16 protein-coding genes are annotated in these 18,506 nt (G+C 67.5%); 11 read left to right on the forward strand and 5 right to left on the reverse strand.

All coding sequences use genetic code 11. The features are described from left to right. The first annotated feature begins 28 nt into the window (after positions 1-28). The 4 genes from F6X37_RS19050 (at position 29) to F6X37_RS19065 (ending at position 3,234) form a co-directional block, all read left to right on the forward strand. Positions 29-871, forward strand: a complete 843-nt coding sequence (locus F6X37_RS19050) for a helix-turn-helix transcriptional regulator (RefSeq protein WP_187612387.1) — start codon at positions 29-31, stop codon at positions 869-871. Positions 872-1,049: 178 nt separating this feature from the next. Then, positions 1,050-1,811, forward strand: a complete 762-nt coding sequence (locus F6X37_RS19055) for an AzlC family ABC transporter permease (protein ID WP_187612388.1) — start codon at positions 1,050-1,052, stop codon at positions 1,809-1,811. Beyond that, the gene (locus tag F6X37_RS19060; RefSeq protein WP_187612389.1) at positions 1,808-2,131 is read left to right on the forward strand and encodes an AzlD domain-containing protein; all 324 of its coding nucleotides are present in this window, start codon (positions 1,808-1,810) and stop codon (positions 2,129-2,131) included. The genes F6X37_RS19055 and F6X37_RS19060 overlap by 4 nt, the downstream gene beginning before the upstream one ends. 335 nt (positions 2,132-2,466) lie before the next feature. Beyond that, entirely contained in the window at positions 2,467-3,234 is a 768-nt protein-coding gene (locus F6X37_RS19065; protein ID WP_187612390.1) for a DUF4088 family protein, read from the forward strand. Between the two features lie 89 nt (positions 3,235-3,323). Here F6X37_RS19065 and F6X37_RS19070 read toward each other — a convergent pair whose 3' ends face one another. Both F6X37_RS19070 and F6X37_RS19075 read right to left on the reverse strand, forming a co-directional pair. Then, positions 3,324-5,519, reverse strand: coding sequence for an ATP-dependent helicase (locus F6X37_RS19070; RefSeq protein WP_187612391.1), 2,196 nt, complete (start codon positions 5,517-5,519; stop codon positions 3,324-3,326). A gap of 217 nt (positions 5,520-5,736) precedes the next feature. Beyond that, positions 5,737-6,156 carry a hypothetical protein gene (locus F6X37_RS19075; RefSeq protein ID WP_187612392.1) on the reverse strand — a complete coding sequence of 140 codons (420 nt, stop codon included), beginning with the start codon at positions 6,154-6,156 and terminating at the stop codon, positions 5,737-5,739. Between the two features lie 336 nt (positions 6,157-6,492). Here F6X37_RS19075 and F6X37_RS19080 point away from each other — a divergent pair, with 336 nt between their 5' ends. The 5 genes from F6X37_RS19080 (at position 6,493) to fumC (ending at position 12,987) form a co-directional block, all read left to right on the forward strand. Continuing rightward, positions 6,493-6,711, forward strand: coding sequence for an RNA-binding S4 domain-containing protein (locus tag F6X37_RS19080; protein ID WP_187612393.1), 219 nt, complete (start codon positions 6,493-6,495; stop codon positions 6,709-6,711). A gap of 293 nt (positions 6,712-7,004) precedes the next feature. Then, complete coding sequence (locus F6X37_RS19085) at positions 7,005-8,420, forward strand: MATE family efflux transporter (protein WP_090801226.1); 1,416 nt, start codon at positions 7,005-7,007, stop codon at positions 8,418-8,420. A gap of 342 nt (positions 8,421-8,762) precedes the next feature. Continuing rightward, positions 8,763-9,722: a bile acid:sodium symporter family protein gene (locus F6X37_RS19090; RefSeq protein WP_187612394.1), complete on the forward strand. Its 960-nt coding sequence runs from the start codon at positions 8,763-8,765 to the stop codon at positions 9,720-9,722. 250 nt (positions 9,723-9,972) lie between these two features. Beyond that, positions 9,973-11,574 carry a phospholipase D family protein gene (locus F6X37_RS19095; protein WP_187612433.1) on the forward strand — a complete coding sequence of 534 codons (1,602 nt, stop codon included), beginning with the start codon at positions 9,973-9,975 and terminating at the stop codon, positions 11,572-11,574. Between the two features lie 15 nt (positions 11,575-11,589). Continuing rightward, positions 11,590-12,987, forward strand: coding sequence for a class II fumarate hydratase (gene fumC, locus F6X37_RS19100; RefSeq protein ID WP_187612395.1), 1,398 nt, complete (start codon positions 11,590-11,592; stop codon positions 12,985-12,987). Between the two features lie 10 nt (positions 12,988-12,997). On the opposite strand, the gene F6X37_RS19105 is transcribed toward fumC, so the two are convergent. Together F6X37_RS19105 and F6X37_RS19110 are read right to left on the reverse strand one after the other, a co-directional pair. Next, positions 12,998-13,504, reverse strand: coding sequence for an acyl-CoA thioesterase (locus F6X37_RS19105; protein WP_187612396.1), 507 nt, complete (start codon positions 13,502-13,504; stop codon positions 12,998-13,000). 118 nt (positions 13,505-13,622) lie between these two features. After that, complete coding sequence (locus F6X37_RS19110) at positions 13,623-13,763, reverse strand: hypothetical protein (RefSeq protein WP_167368602.1); 141 nt, start codon at positions 13,761-13,763, stop codon at positions 13,623-13,625. 210 nt (positions 13,764-13,973) lie between these two features. Between F6X37_RS19110 and F6X37_RS19115 the strand changes: the two genes are divergently transcribed. Together F6X37_RS19115 and F6X37_RS19120 are read left to right on the forward strand one after the other, a co-directional pair. Continuing rightward, positions 13,974-14,687, forward strand: coding sequence for an ArsR/SmtB family transcription factor (locus F6X37_RS19115; protein WP_184061380.1), 714 nt, complete (start codon positions 13,974-13,976; stop codon positions 14,685-14,687). Between the two features lie 149 nt (positions 14,688-14,836). Beyond that, positions 14,837-17,296: a DUF6600 domain-containing protein gene (locus F6X37_RS19120; protein ID WP_187612397.1), complete on the forward strand. Its 2,460-nt coding sequence runs from the start codon at positions 14,837-14,839 to the stop codon at positions 17,294-17,296. 112 nt (positions 17,297-17,408) lie between these two features. Here F6X37_RS19120 and F6X37_RS19125 read toward each other — a convergent pair whose 3' ends face one another. Further along, positions 17,409-18,380, reverse strand: a complete 972-nt coding sequence (locus F6X37_RS19125; RefSeq protein WP_187612398.1) for a thymidylate synthase — start codon at positions 18,378-18,380, stop codon at positions 17,409-17,411. Positions 18,381-18,506: the final 126 nt, after the last annotated feature.

Raw genomic sequence — 18,506 nt, forward strand, 5'->3', positions numbered from 1 at the left:
AACTGACCGGTCCAGCTAGTCTTTCGTCATGACCGCCACCCCTCGTTTCCGCGATTCCGCCCGCTACTGGCGCACGCCGCTACTGCCCGGCGCGGATCTGCTCACCGCCGAATATCACGATCACGAGTTCGCGCCGCATTGGCACGACGCCTACACGATCCCGGTGATCGTCGCGGGTGCGGAATGCTATCGGTATAGCGGCGAGCACCATGTCGCCGAAGCGGGCAGCGTGCCGGTCATCAACCCGGGCGAGTTGCATACGGGGTCGAAGGCGGTCGAGGCGGGCTGGCGGTATCGCGTGATGTATGCGCCGGTCGGGTTCCTCTGCGCGCTGGCCGACGAAGTCGCCGGCAAGCCGCAGGCCTTACCGTGGTTCGCGCCCGGCGTGATCCGCGATTCCGATCTCGCGACGCGGCTCGCGCACGCCCACCGTCTGCTCGAAGCCGGCGACGACGCGCTCGCCGCCGAAACCGCGATGCTCGACGCGCTGTCCACGTTGCTGGTCCGCTATGCGCGGACGCGCCCCGCCACCGCTCGCGTCGCCACCGACGACACTCGCGTCGCACTGATGCAGGAGCATCTGACCGGCGACCTCGTCGAACCGGTGACGCTCGCCGAGGTCGCGAAGGCAGCGGGTCTGTCGCCGTTCCACGCGGCGCGGCTATTCACCCAATCGACCGGCCTGCCGCCCCACGCGTGGCGCAATCAGGTGCGCCTGCAGCGCGCGCTCGCGCCGTTGCGCGCCGGCGTCCCGGTGACCGACGTCGCCGCCGCGAGCGGCTTCACCGATCAGAGCCATTTCACGCGGCATTTCCGGCGCATGTTCGGCGTGCCGCCGGGCCAATGGCAAGGAACGCAGCGCGGTTCGTAACGCGATGCGGCACCGCCGGCGCCTGCACCGCGCGCCGTGAGCGTGCCGCCGCAATCCGTCAGCCCGTCATCAGCCATCCCCCCGCTACACCGTAGCACCCCATCCGCAACCCGCCGCAAGAACGTACAAGTCCGAACGCCGGTCAGCCGCTATGCTTCCGACATCAAGGAGGCTTAGATTGACCGATTCCACCCAAGGCCAGCCCACCCGGGGCGGCCATCTCAAAGAATTCGCCGCCGGCGCGCGCGACATCATCCCGATGATGGTCGGCGCCGCGCCGTTCGGCGTCATTTTCGGCACGCTCGTGACCTCCAGCCCGCTGCATCTGTGGCACGGCCAGTTGATGTCGCTCGTCGTTTTCGCGGGCTCCGCGCAGTTCATCGCGCTCGGCCTGATCGCCGGGCATGCGAGCTTCGCCGTGATCTGGGCGACCACGCTCGTCGTCAATCTGCGTCACGTGCTGTATAGCGCGACGCTCGCACCGCACGTCGCGCATCTGCCGAAGCGCTGGCGTTGGGCGCTCGGCGCGCTGCTCACCGACGAAGTCTTCGCGGTCGCGTGGGAGCACTACCGGCATCGCGAGCCGGGCACGGTCGGCCCGTACTACTTCTTCGGCGCCGGCGTCGCGATGTATCTGAACTGGCAGTTGTGGACCGTCGCCGGCCTGCTGTTCGGCGCGGCCTTCCCCGGCCTGCAGTCGCTCGGTCTCGACTTTGCGATGGTGGCGACGTTCATTGCGATCGTCGTGCCGCAACTGGTCGCGCTGCGCTATATCGCGGCGGCCGTCACCGCCGGCACGCTGGCGTTTTTCTGGCAGGCGTGGCCGTACAAGCTCGGCCTGCTCGGCGCGGTGTTCGCGGGAGTCGCGGTCGGCGTACTGCTGTCGATGTCGCGTCTGAACCTGCGTGGCGCGCGCCGTCCCGTGGAGGCCACGCGATGAACTACGTCGTTCTGATCGTCGGCATGGCGGCGATTACATGGTTGATCCGCGCGGCCGTGTTCGTGCTCGGCGACCGGCTCGTGTTCCCGCCGCTTCTGCGCACCGCGCTTAGCTTCGTGCCGGTCACCGTGCTGACCGCGATCATCGTCCCGATGGCCGTGTCGCCGCACGGCAACAACGCCGAGCTGAACTGGCGCAATCCGCAGCTGGTCGGCGCGCTCGCCGCGATCGTCGTTAGCGCGCTGACGCGCCGGCCGCTGCTGACGATCGCAGTCGGTCTAGGCGTGTTCTTCGTCTGGCAGTGCGTGGTGCTGAAGTAAGCGCGCCCTGTCTCTACGCTCATCGACTCATCAGCGGTCCCGTCGACACCTCGCCGCGTCGCGGGCCGCGCACTCCCGTTCAAGCGACTCCCAAGCGGGCCATTGCCCGAAGCTTCCCTCCGAAGCGCCCGCGCGTCGCCGGGCCGCCCTCAAGTTTCCCGCCACCCCGCCGATATGCAGTCGAGGTCCGCTCATCGGGAGTCGTCCCGCTGGTTACGCGGCAACAGGCTGGAATCAAGCGCGTCGGCAACCGGCGTCGCATCGCCTCGGTCCGCGCGCGGCCGGGCGATCTTGCGACGGCGCGCCGCGCGCGGCCGCATTAAACGGGATAACACATGGGTCAAATCACCCTGAAGCTCAAGGACGAGACCGTCGCGTCGCTGCGCAAGGACTTCGAGGCCTTTTTACGGGTCTCGCTGAAGCTCGATCCGCAGTTCGCGACACCGTCGTTCGAGGATTTCTTACGCGCCAAGCTGCTCGACAACATGGTGCCGCTCACCGAGCACGCGGTACAGCGGATGCTGCAAGGCGGCCAGTACGCGTGGGCCAAACGCACGCTCGACAAGGAATTCCCGGACGTCGTGTCGATCCTGATGCGGCAGGCGGGCGAGTTCGGCTTCGGTTTCGCGGCGCGCTCGGAATGGACGCCCGAGGAGCTCACCAAGCAATGCCGCGACTGGGCCGCCGCAATCGTCAAGGAAGCGGAAGGCGACGCGACGCTGGTCGACCCCCTCGCCTCGCAGATCAAGAGCACCGTGCAGGACATTCAGGCACTCGAGGAAGTGATGCAGACGCCGGCATGGCGGCTCGTCGAATCGCTGCGTCAGCGCGTCTACGAGGCGAAGGTCGCGTGCGAGATGAGCGTGGGCAGCACCGCGCGCGAGAAGCTCGGCGAACTGCGTGGGCTGTTGCGGCTAGGCATTTCGCACGGCACGTTCCAGAAGCAGGAAGCGCAGCAGATCATGGAGTATCTGCGGCTCTTGAAGCCGGAGATTTTCGTCGAGGAGCCGTACGACGTGTTCTCGCGGCTCGCGGCATGGCTGCGCAATTTCTTCGTGCCGCCGCCTCCGGTCGCGCAGCAACAGCAGCGGCAGTCGCGCTGAGCTTCCACTGACCCGCGCGGCGCACGTCCCTTCGTCGGATCAACGCGCCCCCTGCCCGCGCGTCGATCCCAACGCGCGGTGCTAACCGCTCAATCCCACATCTTCCTGAGCTTCGCCGCGATCTCGATCTTCGCCTGCGCGGCCGCGGCGAGCCCAGCCGCGCTCGGCGCGCTCGCCACCGCAATGCGCGGCCATGCATAGGCGTCGAACAGCGGCAGCATCGGCGTGGCGATGAAGCGCGTGCGCGACGCCCACACATGGCGGTCGCCCAGATGCGTCTGGTTGTGCACGTAAAAGCGCTGCGGCACGACGATGTGCAGGTCTTCCTTCGCGCGCGTCATCGCCACGTAAAGCAGGCGCCGCTCCTCGTCGATTTCCTCGTCGCTGCCGGTGCCGAGATCGGAAGGAATGCAGCCGTCGACGCCGTTCAGCACGAACACGTTGCGCCACTCCTGACCCTTCGCCGAATGGATCGTCGACAGGATCAGGTAGTCCTCGTCGATCAGCGGCACGCCGGATTCATCGCTGGTCGCGTCGGGCGGATCGAGCGTCAATTCGGTCAGGAAGCGTTCGCGCGACGGATACGTACCCGCGATGCTTTCCATCTGCAGCAGGTCCGCGTGACGGATCGCGGCGTCCTCGTGGTTGCGCTCCAGATGCGGCTCGTACCAGCGCCGCACCATCTCGAACTCGGCGGGCCACGGCGTTTGCCGGCCGTACACGCTCGACATCAGCTTGACGAACGGATGCCAGTCTTCCTGCGTGCGCGCGGGCGCCGCAAACGCGGCCAGCACACCGCCCGCGGTCGCGACCGGATCGCCGCCGTCCGCGCGCGCGACGATGTCGTCGAGCACCTTCGCCGCGGTGGCCGGGCCGACGCCCGGCAGCAGCTGCACGACGCGAAAGCCGGCGACGCGATCGCGCGGATTCTCGGCCCAGCGCAGCACCGCGAGCACGTCCTTCACATGCACCGAGTCGAGAAATTTGAGCCCGCCGAACTTGACGAATGGAATGTTGCGGCGCGTGAGCTCGATCTCGAGCGCGGCGCTGTGATGCGCGGCGCGAAACAAAACCGCCTGCGACTTCAGCTTCACGCCCTGCTCGCGCGCCTCGAGCACCTGCTCGACGACGTAGCGAGCTTGCGCGGCATCGTCGGCGACCGTGACGAGGCGCGGGCGCCGCGCCGACGCCTTGTCGGTCCACAGATTCTTGGTGTAGCGCTCGCTCGCGAGTTCGATCACCGCGTTCGACGCGGCGAGAATCGGCTCGGTCGAGCGATAGTTGCGCTCGAGCGTGACCTGCCTGGCGGGCGGCTCGAACTGCGTGGGAAAGTCGAGGATATTGCGCACCGTCGCGCCGCGAAACGAATAGATCGATTGCGCGTCGTCGCCGACCACGGTCAGGCCACGGCCGTCCGGCTTCATTGCGAGCAGGATCGACGCCTGCAGGCGGTTGGTGTCCTGGTATTCGTCGACCAGAACATGATCGAAACGCGCCGACAGATCGGCCGCGATGCTGGGCTCGGCGGCCATGTGCGACCAGTAGAGCAGCAGATCGTCGTAGTCGAGCACGCTCTGCTTCTGTTTCGCGTCGACGTATGCGGCGAACAGCCGGCGCAGATCGTCCTCCCACTCGCGACACCACGGAAACGCGCGGTCCAATACCTGGCCGAGCGATGCGCCGGTGTTGACGACACGCGAGTAGATCGCGAAGCAGGTGCCCTTCGCCGGAAAGCGCCGCTCCTTCGCTGACAGTCCAAGCTCGTGGCGCACGAGGTTCATCAGGTCGGCGGAGTCTTCGCGGTCGTTGATCGTGAACGCGGGCGCGAGGCCGATCAGAGCCGCGTATTCGCGCAACAGCCGCGCGCCGACACTATGGAAGGTACCCGCCCACGTGAGCCCTTGCGCGAGCGCGGCGCGTGGGCCGACGGTAGCGGCCGCGGCGCCCGCGATGCGGGTCACGCGGCGGGTCATTTCGAGCGCCGCGCGGCGCGAGAAGGTCAACAGCAGGATGCGCTGCGGATCGGCGCCCTTCACCACCAGATTGGCGACGCGGTGCGCGAGCGTGCTGGTCTTGCCGGAGCCGGCGCCCGCGATCACGAGCAGCGCGCCGGGCAGCGCGTCCGGCGTGTCGGTCCCGTATTCGACGGCTTCGCGTTGGGCGTCGTTGAGCTTCGCTAGCCAGGCGGCGGTATCGAACGACGGAGCGGATTCGGCGACGGTGGACACTGATCGGTTTCGCGGGTTGGATGGATTTTCAGGATGCGACGCACACTGTATATCCATACAAACTCATGCGACAAGCGCCCCTTTTTTCGGGCGCCTATCCGTCTGCGCGAACACCGCCGACGACAGACAACCCGCCACCAGCGCGGCGTAAATGCGGTTTCGGGTGGAACGGTTGATGTTCATCTGAAATCTCCCGGAAGCACGTCCTGCCAAGCGACAAACGCCCGCGGCGCGCGAGCCTCGCAGACCCACGCGCCGCGGCATCCAGCAGGGCTTAGTGCTTGACGTCCGCGCCGTCGCCCTGCGTGGCAGCCTGCCCTTCCATGTTCATCTTCATTTCGTTATTGGCGGTCTGTTTGTCCGCCTTCTGGTTCAGCTTCGCGCCGCGCACCTGCTCCTTGTACTGGTCCTTCGCGGCCTTCTGCTCCGCCTTCAATTCCGCTTTCGAGGACTTCCTGGCCGCGCGATACTCGGCGTTGGCCTTCGCGTCGGCGTCGCGCTTCTGCACGAGCGGGTCGGTGGAGCCCGAAGCCGTCAAACGGGCCGGCGGCGGCGCCATGTCGGCGGCGCCCTGGCTCTGGATCTGCGGCTGAGCGCCGATGCCTGCTGCCGGCTGCGCGGTCTGCGCAACGGCCGCCGTCGCGGCAAAAGCAGTGAGGGCGGTACCGATCAGGAGCGAACGAATCTGGGTCATGGTTATCCTCTCTGGAGTTGTTGTGACACGGGCGGACTCTCTGGCGTCGTGATGACGGAACGTCGCGCGCGCCTCGTCCGGTCTGTGCATCGCTGGATGGGCGGCCGGGGAGCGATCCCGGAAGCCAGCGGGCTTTGCTGCTGAAACTGCACTCTAGGAGTGAAATCCGTCCGGTGCGACCAGCGTTACGGAACGTTTCACTTTCCGACAACTGAATAACATCTACTTTCATTTGCTTGCGCGAAGGGCTCGCCGGATGGCCGCGCCGCCGCTCCGGGTGCGCTTGCTTTATGATGCGAACCCCAACGCGACCCCGCGCCCAAAGGTGCAAACGCCATGCCCAACCTCAATTTCACGCTGACCGGCGAATACGTCGAACTCCACAATCTGCTGAAGATCACGGGCCTCGCGGATAGTGGCGGCGCCGCGAAGATGATGGTTGCCGACGGCGCCGTGATGGTCGATGGCCGGGTCGAGACGCGTAAGACCTGCAAGATCCGCGCGGGCCAGGTCGTGCTGCTCGGCGATACGCGGATCGCGGTCCACGAAGGCTGACGCCAGTCCGGAAAATCGCAGGCCGGCACGCACCAGAATTGTGCGTCGTCCATCGACAGCGGCCGGGGGAGGCAATAAGCTGTCGGTTTCGACAGGTAAACGACGGACCGCGCCACGGGCGAGGAGTCGGCTGACCGGCTCGGCGCCGCGTCGCGTTTTTTCCCGCCCGCTGCCCGGCCGCTCCAACGCCCGTCGGAGCGCGCGGCGAGATGCAATGCGGCGCCGCTCGCGCCCGCCTTTCGCTGACGCCACCGCTGTTGCCACCGCTGCCACTTTTCGCCGTCAGGCATTCGATGACTCAACCCAGCTTCGCCCGCGCGGCCAGCCGGCCGCCGACCCTATCCCGCCACGCGGCCGACACCGCGCGGCTCGCCGCGCCGCTCGCGATCGCGCAACTGTCGCAAATGGCGATGAGCGTCACCGACACGATCCTGCTCGGCTCGCTCGGCCCCGATGCGCTCGCCGCCGGCGGCCTCGGCGCGAACCTCTTTTTCGTCGTCGTCACGCTGCTGCAGGGCGTGCTGACCTCGGTCAGCGTCAGCGTCGCGCACGCGCGCGGCGCGCGGGACGACGGCCGGGTACCGCATATTTACTGGACCGGTTTCGTGCTGTCGGTGCTGCTGTCGGTGCCGGCGTTCATCCTGCTGTCGTTCGCGTCGAGGATCCTGCTCGCGGTCGGCGAGCCGGGCCTGCTCGCGCACAACGTCGGCCGATACGCGGCGGTGTTGCGCTGGGGCGCACCCGCGAGCCTGATCGGCGTCGGCCTGATGCGCTCGTTTCTGCCGGCGATCGGCGCGGCACGGCGCCTGTTGTGGGTGTCGATCGCGAGCGTCGGCGTGAACGGCTTCCTGAACTACGGGCTCATCCACGGCGCGTACGGGCTGCCGCGGCTGGGTTTTCTCGGCTCGGCGGCCGCGACCACGATCACCGTGTGGCTGACCGCGCTCGTGCTGATGGCGCTGCTGCATCTGCGGCCGCGCTTCCGCCATTTCGTCGTCGCGACGCGGCCGAAGCTGCCGTTGATGGGCGAGTTGTTCGGCATCGGCTGGCCGGTCGCGATCACCTACGGCGTCGAGTCGACGCTGTTCCTCGCCACTGGCCTGATGGTCGGCCTGCTCGGCGAATCGCAACTGGCCGCGCATCAGATCGCGCTGAACGTCGCGTCGGTCGCGTTCATGGTGCCGCTGTCGATCGGCCAGGCGGCCAACGTGCGGGTCGGCTACTGGGCCGGCGCCGGTCAGCCGCTCGCCGCGCGCCACGCGGGCTTCGTCGCGCTCGCACTCGGCGTCGGCTTCATGTCGATGTCGGGCCTCGTGCTGATCACCGCGCCGCACTGGATCGTCGGTCTGTATCTGCATCTGGACGACCCGGCCAACGCGCCGACCATCGCGCTCGCCAGCTCGCTGCTCGGCGTGGCGGCGATTTTCCAGATCGTCGACGGGATGCAGGCGGTGGGCTCCGGTTGTCTGCGCGGCCTGAAGGACACGCGCGTGCCGATGATCGCGGCCGCGTTCGGCTACTGGGTGATCGGTTTTCCGACCGGCTATCTTCTCGCGTTTCACGCCGGCCTCGGCGCGCGCGGCTTGTGGTGGGGGCTCGCCGCAGGTCTCGCGAGCGTCGCGCTACTGATGACGCTGCGTTTTCACAGGCTAAGCCGGCGGCAGGCGCCGACGGCGGCATCGGCCACGCCGCCCGCGCGCTCGGTTTGAGCGAAGTAGCCGTACGCTCCACTCCTGAAGCACTCCCTGCAAAAGGTAAAATGGCCGCCGCGGCACGCGAGCGCTAACCCGCGCTCACGCGCCACGAACCGCACGACGGCGCGCCTCACGAAGGCAGGCGCCGGACTGGCGCCGCTCGCGCGCTCACCATTGCCCGCTTCGCGTGCGGCTTCAATGGGCCGCCCGTTTTTGCCGCGCTTTCGCCACGGCGCTTGCCGTAGCCGCTTCACCCGCTTTGGCGCGGCAAACGCCGCAACGCCAGCCGCCAGCCGACACCCGGCCGCGCCGCAGCCCCGCTTTCCCGCGATACAACATAACCAAGGACCACCCACCATGCTTGCCCGCGTCACCCGCCTGTTCCCGCTCTGGGCCGTGCTCGTCTCGGTCGCCGCGTACTTCTCGCCGGCCTCGTTTTCCGGCGTTGCGCCGCACGTCACCACGCTCCTCACGATCATCATGCTGGCGATGGGCGTCACGCTGTCGGCCGGCGATTTCCTGCGCGTGTTTTCGCGGCCCGCGCCGGTGGTCGCCGGCATCGTGCTGCACTACCTCGTGATGCCGCTCGCCGCGTGGGTCATCGCCAGGGCGCTGCGCATGCCGCCCGAGCTGACCGCCGGCATGGTGCTGGTCGGCAGCGTCGCCAGCGGCACCGCGTCGAACGTGATGATTTATCTCGCGCGCGGCGACGTCGCGCTGTCGGTGACGATCAGCGCGCTGTCGACGCTCGTCGGCGTGTTCGCGACCCCGCTGCTCACGCGCCTTTACGTCGACGTGTCGATCGTCGTCGACGTGCACGGCATGCTGATGAGCATCCTGCAGATAGTCGCGCTGCCGATCGTCGTCGGTCTCGTCGTCAATCATCTGTTCGGCAAGCTCGTGCGCAAGATCGAACCGATCCTGCCGCTCGTGTCGATGGTCGCGATCGTGCTGATCATCGGCGCGGTGGTGGGCGGCACGCAGAAGAGCATCGCGTCGGTGGGCTTCGTCGTGATGGTCGGCGTCATCCTGCACAACGGCATCGGCCTGCTCGGCGGCTACTGGGGCGGCCGTCTGCTCGGTTTCGACGAAGCCGTCTGCCGTACGCTCGCGATCGAAGTGGGCATGCAGAACTCCGGTCTCGCCGCGACGCTCGGCAAGCTCTACTTCACGCCGCTCGCCGCGCTGCCGGGCGCGCTGTTCTCGGTCTGGCACAACCTGTCGGGCTCGCTGCTCGCTGGAGTGTGGGCGGGTCGCCCGGCGAAAGGCTCGACCCATCCCGATGGCGAGCGCGCGCTGCACGCCGGGCGCGTCTGATAGAGCGTCCGCGCGCCGCGGTTCGCATCGGGTGATGGATCACCGAACCGCGGCGCCCTCCCGACCGACGCGCGGCACGCTGCTGCGTTTGCAGACGAACGACGAACACGCGCCCCAATTCCCTTAGAATGGTTTTCTCGACAGCGTGCGCAGGCCTTCGCTGTCGCCACGCGAAAAGCTTGCAAAACAAGGGGAAAACAGCGTGCAGGGCCAATTCGAACAACATCGGCGGGCCGCGCGCCACCACTCGATAGTCAGCACGACGAGGCAATTTTTCCTGCTCTGTTGCGCGGCGGCATTGGTGACCGCCTGCGCGACGAAGCCGCCCGCCACCGCGTTCAACCGCCAGCTCACGCACGCACTCCCCGCCACCGCGGATACGCCGCTGCGCGAAGCGCTCGCGCCGTTCGAGGCGAAGCATCCGGAGCAGTCGGGCTTTCGCGTGCTGGCGAACGGCACCGACGCGCTGCAGATGCGCATCGCGCTCGCGCGCGCGGCGACCAAAACCCTCGACATGCAGTACTACATTGCCAACGAGGACACCACCGGCAAGCTGCTGCTCGGCGCCGCGCTGTATGCGGCCGATCACGGCGTGCGCGTGCGCATGCTGGTCGACGATCTGAACTTCAAGGACATCGACCGCGTCATGGCGGGGCTGAACTCGCACGACAACATCGAGATTCGCGTCTTCAATCCGTTCGGCAGCGCCCAGCAAGGCATGTTCGAGCGCACCACGAACGTGTTCACGCAGATCGGCCACTTCACGCGCCGCATGCACAACAAGGCGATGATCGCGGACAACCAGCTCGCGATCGTCGGCGGGCGCAATCTTGGCGACGAGTACTTCAGCGCCAGCGAGACGCTGCAGTTCCGCGACATGGACGTGCTTGCGGCGGGCCCGATCGTCGCCGACGTCTCAGCGAGTTTCGACGACTACTGGAACAGCGACCTCGCCTATCCGCTGCGTGCGCTGAACAAGCAGAAATTCGACCAGAAAGAACTCGACCAGACGCGCGACGACCTGCGCCACCACTGGCGCACCAATGCCGATCCGTACAACGCGAAACCGCTGAACGCGACGCCGCTCGCCGCGCAGATTACGAGCGAGCAGCTCGGCCTCACGTGGGCAAGTGCGGAATTCTGGGCGGACCTGCCGGAGAAGATCGCGCATCCGTCGCCGGACTACGTGAGCCCGCCGCTCGCGCGGCTGCGCGAACTGATGCGCGACGCGCAGCACGACTTCCTGATCGTGTCGCCCTACTTCGTGCCGCACGCGTCGGGCGTGCAGGCGGCCGGCGAGCTCACGCGCCGCGGCATCCGCATCGCAGTGCTGACCAACTCGCTCGCGGCTACCGACGCGGTCGCCGTGCAGGCCGGCTACAGCCCGTTCCGGGTGCCGCTGCTAAAGGCAGGCGTCGAACTGTACGAATTCAGGTCATTCCAGGACACGCCGAACGTGGGGCTGGTCGGCTCGCGTTCGCGCGCGAGTTTGCATGCGAAGACTTATGTGATCGACCACCAGATTCTCGTCATCGGCTCGATGAACCTCGACCCGCGCTCGGCCAATCTGAACACCGAGCTCGCACTCGTGATCCACAGCCCCGAACTCGCGAATCAGGTCGCCGGCATCTTCGAGCGCGCCATCCAGCCCGATCACAGCTACCACGTGACGCTCGCCGACGCGGCCCAGCTCGCCTATCTGCGCTCGATCGGCGCGCCCCTGTCGCCGCTCGTCTGGACCGACGTCGAGAACGGCCAGACACGCACCTACATTTTCGATCCGCAGGCCGGTTTTTACCGGAATGCGCTAACGGGTCTATTCTCGTTATTGCCTGTCAACTCGGAACTTTGAGAAGCGGAGTCAACCATGAGTGAAGACGTACGGATGGAGCGCGACACGTTCGGCGAAATCGCGGTGCCGAACGCCCGCCTGTGGGGCGCGCAGACGCAGCGCTCGCTGCAGAACTTCAAGATTTCGACGGAAAAGCAGTCGCCCGAGCTGGTCACCGCGCTCGCGGTGATCAAGCGCGCGGCCGCCGAGGTCAACCTCGGCCTCGGTGTGCTCGACGAGCAGAAGGCCCGCGCGATCATGCAGGCGGCCGACGAGATCATCGACGGCAAGCATCCGGACGAATTTCCGCTGGCGGTCTGGCAGACCGGCTCGGGCACGCAGACCAACATGAACCTGAACGAGGTGATCGCCAACCGCGCGAGCGAGCTGCTCGGCGGCGAGCGCGGCGAAGCGCGCAAGGTGCATCCGAACGATGACGTGAATCGCGGGCAGTCGTCGAACGACGTGTTTCCGACCGCGATGCACGTGGCTGCCGCGGATGCCATCGTCAAGCATCTGCTGCCCGCGCTGAAGACGTTGCGCGACACGCTCGACGGCAAGGCGAAAGCGTTCACCGACGTCGTCAAGATCGGCCGCACGCACCTGCAGGACGCGACGCCGCTCACGCTCGGCCAGGAATTCTCGGGCTATGTCGCGCAGCTCGAGCACGGCATCCGGCACGTCGAGTCGGCGTTGCCGCATCTGTACGAGCTTGCGCAGGGCGGCACCGCGGTCGGCACGGGACTGAACGCGCACCCGAAGTTCGCCGACGGCGTCGCCGCCGCGATCGGCAAGCTGACCGGTCTGCCGTTCGTGTCGGCGCCGAACAAGTTCGAGGTGATGGCAGCCGCCGACGCGCTGGTATTCGCGCACGGCGCGCTCAAAACGGTGGCCGCGAGCCTGAACAAGATCGCCAACGACATCCGCTGGCTCGCGAGCGGCCCACGCTGCGGTCTCGGCGAGCTGTCGATCCCCGAAAACGAGCCGGGCAGCTCGATCATGCCGGGCAAGGTCAATCCGACCCAGTCCGAAGCGTTGACGATGCTGTGCGCGCAGGTGTTCGGCAACGACGTCGCCGTGAACATCGGCGGCGCGAGCGGCAACTTCGAGCTCAACGTGTTCCGTCCGATGATCGCGCACAACGTGCTGCAGTCGGTGCGCCTGCTCGCCGACGGCGCGCACAGCTTCAACGACAACTGCGCGGCCGGCATCGAGCCGAATCATGAGCGCATCGATACCTTGCTCAACGAATCGCTGATGCTGGTGACGGCGCTCAATCCGCACATCGGCTACGACAAGGCCGCGCAGATCGCGAAGAAGGCGCACAAGGAAGGCACGACGCTGAAGGTGTCGGCGCTGGCGCTCGGCTATGTCACCGAGCAGCAGTTCGACGAGTGGGTGCGACCGAAGGATATGGTCGGACGCACCGCATGATGATGCGCGCTTAGATCTTTCCCTGCGCGACTTCTTCCGGCTTCAGCTCGACGATCGCGTCGAGCGCTTCCTTCACGTCCATCGCGTACCTGGCGAGGCGTTTCTGTTCGTCGGTCTCGGGCAGGAAGGCGGGCACCGGCACCGGATGGCCGTTCTCGTTGACGGCGACCATGACGACGAGACAGTCGGTGGTCTGCAGCAGTTCGCCGCCCTTCGGGTCGCCCGCGTACACCGACACGTGGATGTGCATGCTGGTGCGGCCCGTCGCGACGACGCGCGCGCGCAGCTCGACCAGATTGCCGACGAGGATCGGCCGACGGAAACGGATATTGCCGACGCTGACCGTCACGCAATAGCGCCCAGACCATACCGCCGCGCATGCGTAGGCGGTTTCGTCGATCCACTTCATCAGCGCGCCGCCATGCACCTTGCCGCCGAAGTTGACCGAGGTCGGCTCGGCGAGAAAGCGGAAGGTGGTTTCCGAACGGTCCAGCGGTGCGGTGGGAACAGTGCTCATCTTGACTCCGGTCAATCGGATGCATTGAAAGGAGGCGATTATACGAGCGCAATATTGCGCGCGGCGCGGTGTCGATTGGGGACGCGGCGCGAAGCGCGCCGATGGGCCGAGGGTGGGCCTAGTTGTGGACGCTGATCCCTGTGTCGACGGTGCCGTACATGTTGATGCTGCCGCTGCCGGCCGACCCCGAGCCGGCTCCGCCCCCCGCGCAGGCGCTGGACAGCAGAACCGCCGCGGCGACGGCGAGAAGAGTTTTCATCACATCGATTTCCTGCAAGGACAGGCTTCGATTCTAGCCTGGCGGCTCGCGACGACGCGCAAACGCGGACCGAGCCGGACACGTCCGTCGCATCGATTGTTCACGCGAAGCTGAAACATCGAATACCCGATGCGCGTAGAGTAGGAATCATGGCGGCGGGCTTTGCGATTGGACCGCGCTGCCCTGTGCCGCCCATTCAGGAGACGCGCCATGACCGCCCCCCTCTTAGACGACCAGAACCACTTCCCCGGCCTGAGCCGCATCGGCGCGCTACTCGCCGATCCCGGCCGCGCCGCGATGCTGTGGGCGCTAATGGACGGCAGCGCCCGCCCAGCCGGCGAACTGACGATGATCGCGGGGCTGTCGCCATCGGCGGCGAGCGCCCATCTCGGACGGCTCACCGACGGCGGGCTGCTCGCGCTCGAAGTGCGCGGCCGGCATCGCTATTTCCGTATCGCGTCGGCGGACATCGCCGCATCGATCGAAGCACTCGCCAACGTCGCGCAGGTCAGCGCGCCACAGCGCTCCGTGCCGCGTCCGGCACGCACCGTGCCGCTAGAAATGCGCTACGCGCGCACCTGTTACGACCACATGGCAGGCGAGCTGTCGGTGCGCATGTTCGAGCGCATGCTCGAGCGCGGACTGCTGACGCAAGACGGCGCTTCGCTCGAAGCGACCGCGCAGGGCGTCGCCCGCTTTGCCGACTGGGGCATCGATATGGCCGCGCAGAAGACCCGACGGCGGCGCTTCGCTTGCACCTGCCTCGACTGGAGCATGCGCCGACCGCATCTGGGCGGCGCGCTCGGCGCGGCGTTGCTCGATGCGTGGTCGGCGCATGGCTGGGTTGAGCGGACCGAGCGGCCGCGCGTGCTGCGCGTCACGCCGGCCGGCCATCAACAGTTCGATGCGTTTCTGGCCGGATAGACCGTTCGCCTGCCGGCGGCCCGACGCCGCGAGACCTTTTGTTACACGCCAGTGAATCCACATTACAAATGAGCGAGTCTTGAAACATAGGCGGCGGCTACAGTGACTGAACGGACCCGGCCCATTGCCGCGTCCGTCGGAGATCAGTCATGACACACGCCAAGCAACCCGTGCAGCATGCCGGGATCCGACGCCGGATGAGCGGCTATACGCTGATCGCGGCCGCCGTCGCGCTCGCGGCGCAGAGCGCCCTGGCGCAGCAAGCAACACCCACGCCACAAGCCGCGGCGGCCGTCGGGCCGGGCGGCGATCCGTCGGGCGGCGCTCCGTCGGGGGGCGATCCGCCGGGGCGCGTCGCGCGGCTGAACTACACGGCCGGCGCCGTGACCACCGAGCCGGCCGGCGCGACCGACTGGTCGTACGCGCAGATCAACCGGCCGCTGACGACCGGCGACCAGCTATGGAACGACCAGAACGCACGCTCCGAGCTGCACATCGGCTCGACCGCGGTGCGCCTCGGCCAGAACACGAGCCTCGACGTGCTCAATCTCGACGACACGACCGCGCAACTGAAAGTCGCGCAAGGCACGCTATCGACGCGCGTGCGCGAGCTCGCGCCGGGCTCGTCGTATGAAATCGACACGCCGAACCTTGCGCTCGGCGTAAATGGTCCCGGCGACTACCGCGTCGACGTCGCGCCGGACGGCAGCAGCACGACCGTCACCGTGCGCAGCGGCAGCGCGATCGCGTACGGCGACGGCGGCCAGGTGCCGGTCGCGGCGGGTCGGCAGATCCGCTTTGCCGGCACCAGCCTGCAGCAGCTCGCCGACAACCGCGCGCCCGCTGCCGACGAGCTCGACCAGTGGGCCGCCAGCCGCGACGCCGACGAAGACCGCTCGCTGTCGGCGCGCTACGTGTCGCGCGACATCCCCGGCTACGAGGACCTCGATGCCAACGGCACATGGCGCGAGACGCCGCAGTACGGCGAAGTGTGGATGCCGAACGCGACGCCGGCCGGCTGGGCGCCGTATCACGACGGCTACTGGGTCTGGCAGGCGCCGTGGGGCTGGACCTGGGTCGACGACCAACCTTGGGGCTTCGCGCCGTACCACTACGGCCGCTGGGCCGAGGTCGACGGCACGTGGGCCTGGGTGCCAGGTCCGCTCGAAGCGGACGCGACGCCGGTCTATGCGCCGGCGCTGGTCGCATTCGTCGGCGACGACGACGGCGGCGTCGACTGGGGTGTGAACCTGGCGGTCGGCGGGGTCATCGCGACGGGCGTCGCGTGGTTTCCGCTCGGGCCGGGCGAGCGGTGGCATCCGCATTGGGGCGGTCACGACCGCTGGAGCGCTGGGTACTACGACCGCGTGAACCGCACGACGATCGTCAACGACTACCGCCGCAACGTGAACATCCACAACACATACGTGAACTATCGCGTGCCGGGCGGTGTGACAGCCGTGCCGGCGACAGCGTTCGTGCACGGTCAGCCAGTCCGACGCTTTTCGCAGAAGGTCGATCCGGCGCAGTGGCGCAACGCGCGGATCAACCCGGGCGCACCGGGGATCGCGCCGGTGCGCGAAAGCTTCGGGTCGGATCTGCGGCGCGCGAACTACCGGCCACCGGCGAGCGTCGTCGGCCGGCCGGTCGTCGCGACTCGCAATCCCGTCATGCCGGCCGCTTATCACGACGAACTCGCGCAGCGCTTCGCGCAAAGCGGCGGTCGGGTGCCCGGCGGCGGCCAGCCGGTCGTGCGCACCGCGGTGCCGGCGCATATGACCGGCGCACCGAACGCGCTGCCGATGGCGAACGTGCGGGTCGTGCAATCGCATGTGCCGGGACGTCCGCCGGGGATGGCCGCGGGTGCGCTTGGCGCCCCCAGCGCAATGGGCGGTAACGGCCCGCATGGCGTCGAGCAGGCTGGCCAGCGGCCCGGCGAAGCCGGCGTCGTGGGGCCGCATGGCGAAGCGCCGCAAGCGCGTCAGGGCATGCCGCCGCAGACGGTCGGCAAGCCGCGTCCGCCGCAGTCTGGCGAGAGCGGGCTCGCGGGCAATATGGGCCATCCGTCGAATGGTGTGCCGCGGCCGCCGCAAGCAGCCGGCGGGAATTCAGCCGACGCGGCGGCGTACGCACGGCAGCGCGGCGCGCCGCAGGAATGGGGCGCGGTCGGCAGGTCTCAGCCGGCATGGACGCAGCCGCATACCCCGATGGCGCAGCAGGCACCGCGCATGGCGCAACCAGGCGGCCCGCAACAGCCGAGCTTCGCGCAACAGGCCGGTGTGCCCCATCCGCCGGACAACCCGGCCGCGCAGCAACAGGCGCGTGTGCCAAACTGGCATCCGCCTGTGACGCAACAGGCGCCGCACGCCCTCCCGCCGCAGCAACCGCGTCCCGAACCACAAATGCAGCAGGCGCAACAGCGGCGTGTCGAACCGCGTCCACAGCCGATGCCGCAAGCCCGGCCCGAGCCGCGTCCGCAGATGCAGCAGCCACGCCCCGAACCGCGGCCCCAGCAGGTGCAGCAGCCACGTCCGCAACCCCAGCCGCAACCGCAACATGCCGAGCAGCACCAGGGCGGCGGCAATCGTGACGAGCATCACAAGAGCTAAGCAGGACGCCTGCCGTCCCGGCAACAATAAAGCCCCGCGATGCAAACCATCGCGGGGCTTCTGTTATTCGACGACAACGAGGGCGAGCGCTACCGCCCCGCTCCCACCGACATCAGATCGCCATCGGCGCCGTCAGCGGCTCGTGATGCCGATAGCCGACCAGAGAGAAATCCGCAGGCTCGATCGTCTCGAGCCATTCCGGCTCGTACACGCCGGTCTTCGCGTAGTCGGGCACGCGATCGGAAATCGCGAGCCGCGGACTCTCGTACGGCTCGCGCTCGAGCTGCTGGTGCAGCATATCGAGCTGATTCTCGTAGATATGCGCATCGCCGATGAAATAGCTGAACCAGCGCGGCGTATAGCCCGTCAGCCGTCCGACCAGATGCAGCAGCGCCGCGCCCTCGGTCAGATTGAAGGGCGTGCCAAGCCCGACGTCGTTGCTGCGGATATACAGGCACAGCGAAATTTCGCGGCGCGCAACGTTCGGCAGAAACTGGTACAGCAGATGGCAAGCCGGTAGAGCGATCTGGTCGAGCACGGCTGGGTTCCAGGCATGGAACAGAATGCGTCGATCGGCGGGGTTCTGCATGATCGTGTCGAGACACTGGCGCAGCTGGTCGATCGCCTTGTAAAGCAGCACCTTCGAGCGGCCTTCTTCGTCGAACTGCGTGATCACGCGAAAACCGCGCGCCTGCGCGTCAGCGAATTGCGCACTTGCGCTGGCGTCGAGCACCTTGTAGGCCGGCCACTTGCGCCATTGCACGCCGTAGACATCACCGAGATCATCCGGGCCCTCGCGATACGGATTGGCGAGCCACTGCGCGTTCTGATTCGCGTTCCCGTCCCACACCTTGCAGCCGAGCTCGCGGAAATCCGCGGCGCTGCGCGAAGCACGCAGAAACCCGACCAGCTCGCCGATCGCCGACTTGAACGCGAGCTTCTTCGTCGTGACCGCTGGAAAGCCTTGTTGCAGATCGAAGCGCAGCATCGCGCCGGGCATGCTGATGGTGCGGATGCCGGTGCGGTTTTCCTGCCACGTGCCGGTGTCGAGAATCGTACGGACGAGGTCCAGGTATTGTTTCATGCAGTTTCCTTCGGCGCGGCGCGAACCCGATCAGGCGCGCACACGGAATTGAGCAAAACCCGATTCTAACAAGCGCGACCGCACGCCGCCGGGGCATGGCGCGCCGCATGGGGAATATCGAGGGAA

The sequence above is a fragment of the Paraburkholderia sp. 31.1 genome (genome assembly GCF_014397645.1).
GTDB classification, from domain to species: domain Bacteria; phylum Pseudomonadota; class Gammaproteobacteria; order Burkholderiales; family Burkholderiaceae; genus Paraburkholderia; species Paraburkholderia tuberum.

Bases quoted from the DNA above. Each gene is read 5' to 3' on its own strand.
- F6X37_RS19050 (WP_187612387.1), top strand. From the start codon at position 29: ATGACCGCCACCCCTCGTTTCCGCGATTCCGCCCGCTACTGGCGCACG.
- F6X37_RS19060 (WP_187612389.1), top strand. From the start codon at position 1,808: ATGAACTACGTCGTTCTGATCGTCGGCATGGCGGCGATTACATGGTTG.
- F6X37_RS19065 (WP_187612390.1), top strand. From the start codon at position 2,467: ATGGGTCAAATCACCCTGAAGCTCAAGGACGAGACCGTCGCGTCGCTG.
- F6X37_RS19070 (WP_187612391.1), bottom strand. From the start codon at position 5,519: ATGGATATACAGTGTGCGTCGCATCCTGAAAATCCATCCAACCCGCGA.
- F6X37_RS19075 (WP_187612392.1), bottom strand. From the start codon at position 6,156: ATGACCCAGATTCGTTCGCTCCTGATCGGTACCGCCCTCACTGCTTTT.
- F6X37_RS19080 (WP_187612393.1), top strand. From the start codon at position 6,493: ATGCCCAACCTCAATTTCACGCTGACCGGCGAATACGTCGAACTCCAC.
- F6X37_RS19085 (WP_090801226.1), top strand. From the start codon at position 7,005: ATGACTCAACCCAGCTTCGCCCGCGCGGCCAGCCGGCCGCCGACCCTA.
- F6X37_RS19090 (WP_187612394.1), top strand. From the start codon at position 8,763: ATGCTTGCCCGCGTCACCCGCCTGTTCCCGCTCTGGGCCGTGCTCGTC.
- fumC (WP_187612395.1), top strand. From the start codon at position 11,590: ATGAGTGAAGACGTACGGATGGAGCGCGACACGTTCGGCGAAATCGCG.
- F6X37_RS19105 (WP_187612396.1), bottom strand. From the start codon at position 13,504: ATGAGCACTGTTCCCACCGCACCGCTGGACCGTTCGGAAACCACCTTC.
- F6X37_RS19110 (WP_167368602.1), bottom strand. From the start codon at position 13,763: ATGAAAACTCTTCTCGCCGTCGCCGCGGCGGTTCTGCTGTCCAGCGCC.
- F6X37_RS19115 (WP_184061380.1), top strand. From the start codon at position 13,974: ATGACCGCCCCCCTCTTAGACGACCAGAACCACTTCCCCGGCCTGAGC.
- F6X37_RS19120 (WP_187612397.1), top strand. From the start codon at position 14,837: ATGACACACGCCAAGCAACCCGTGCAGCATGCCGGGATCCGACGCCGG.
- F6X37_RS19125 (WP_187612398.1), bottom strand. From the start codon at position 18,380: ATGAAACAATACCTGGACCTCGTCCGTACGATTCTCGACACCGGCACG.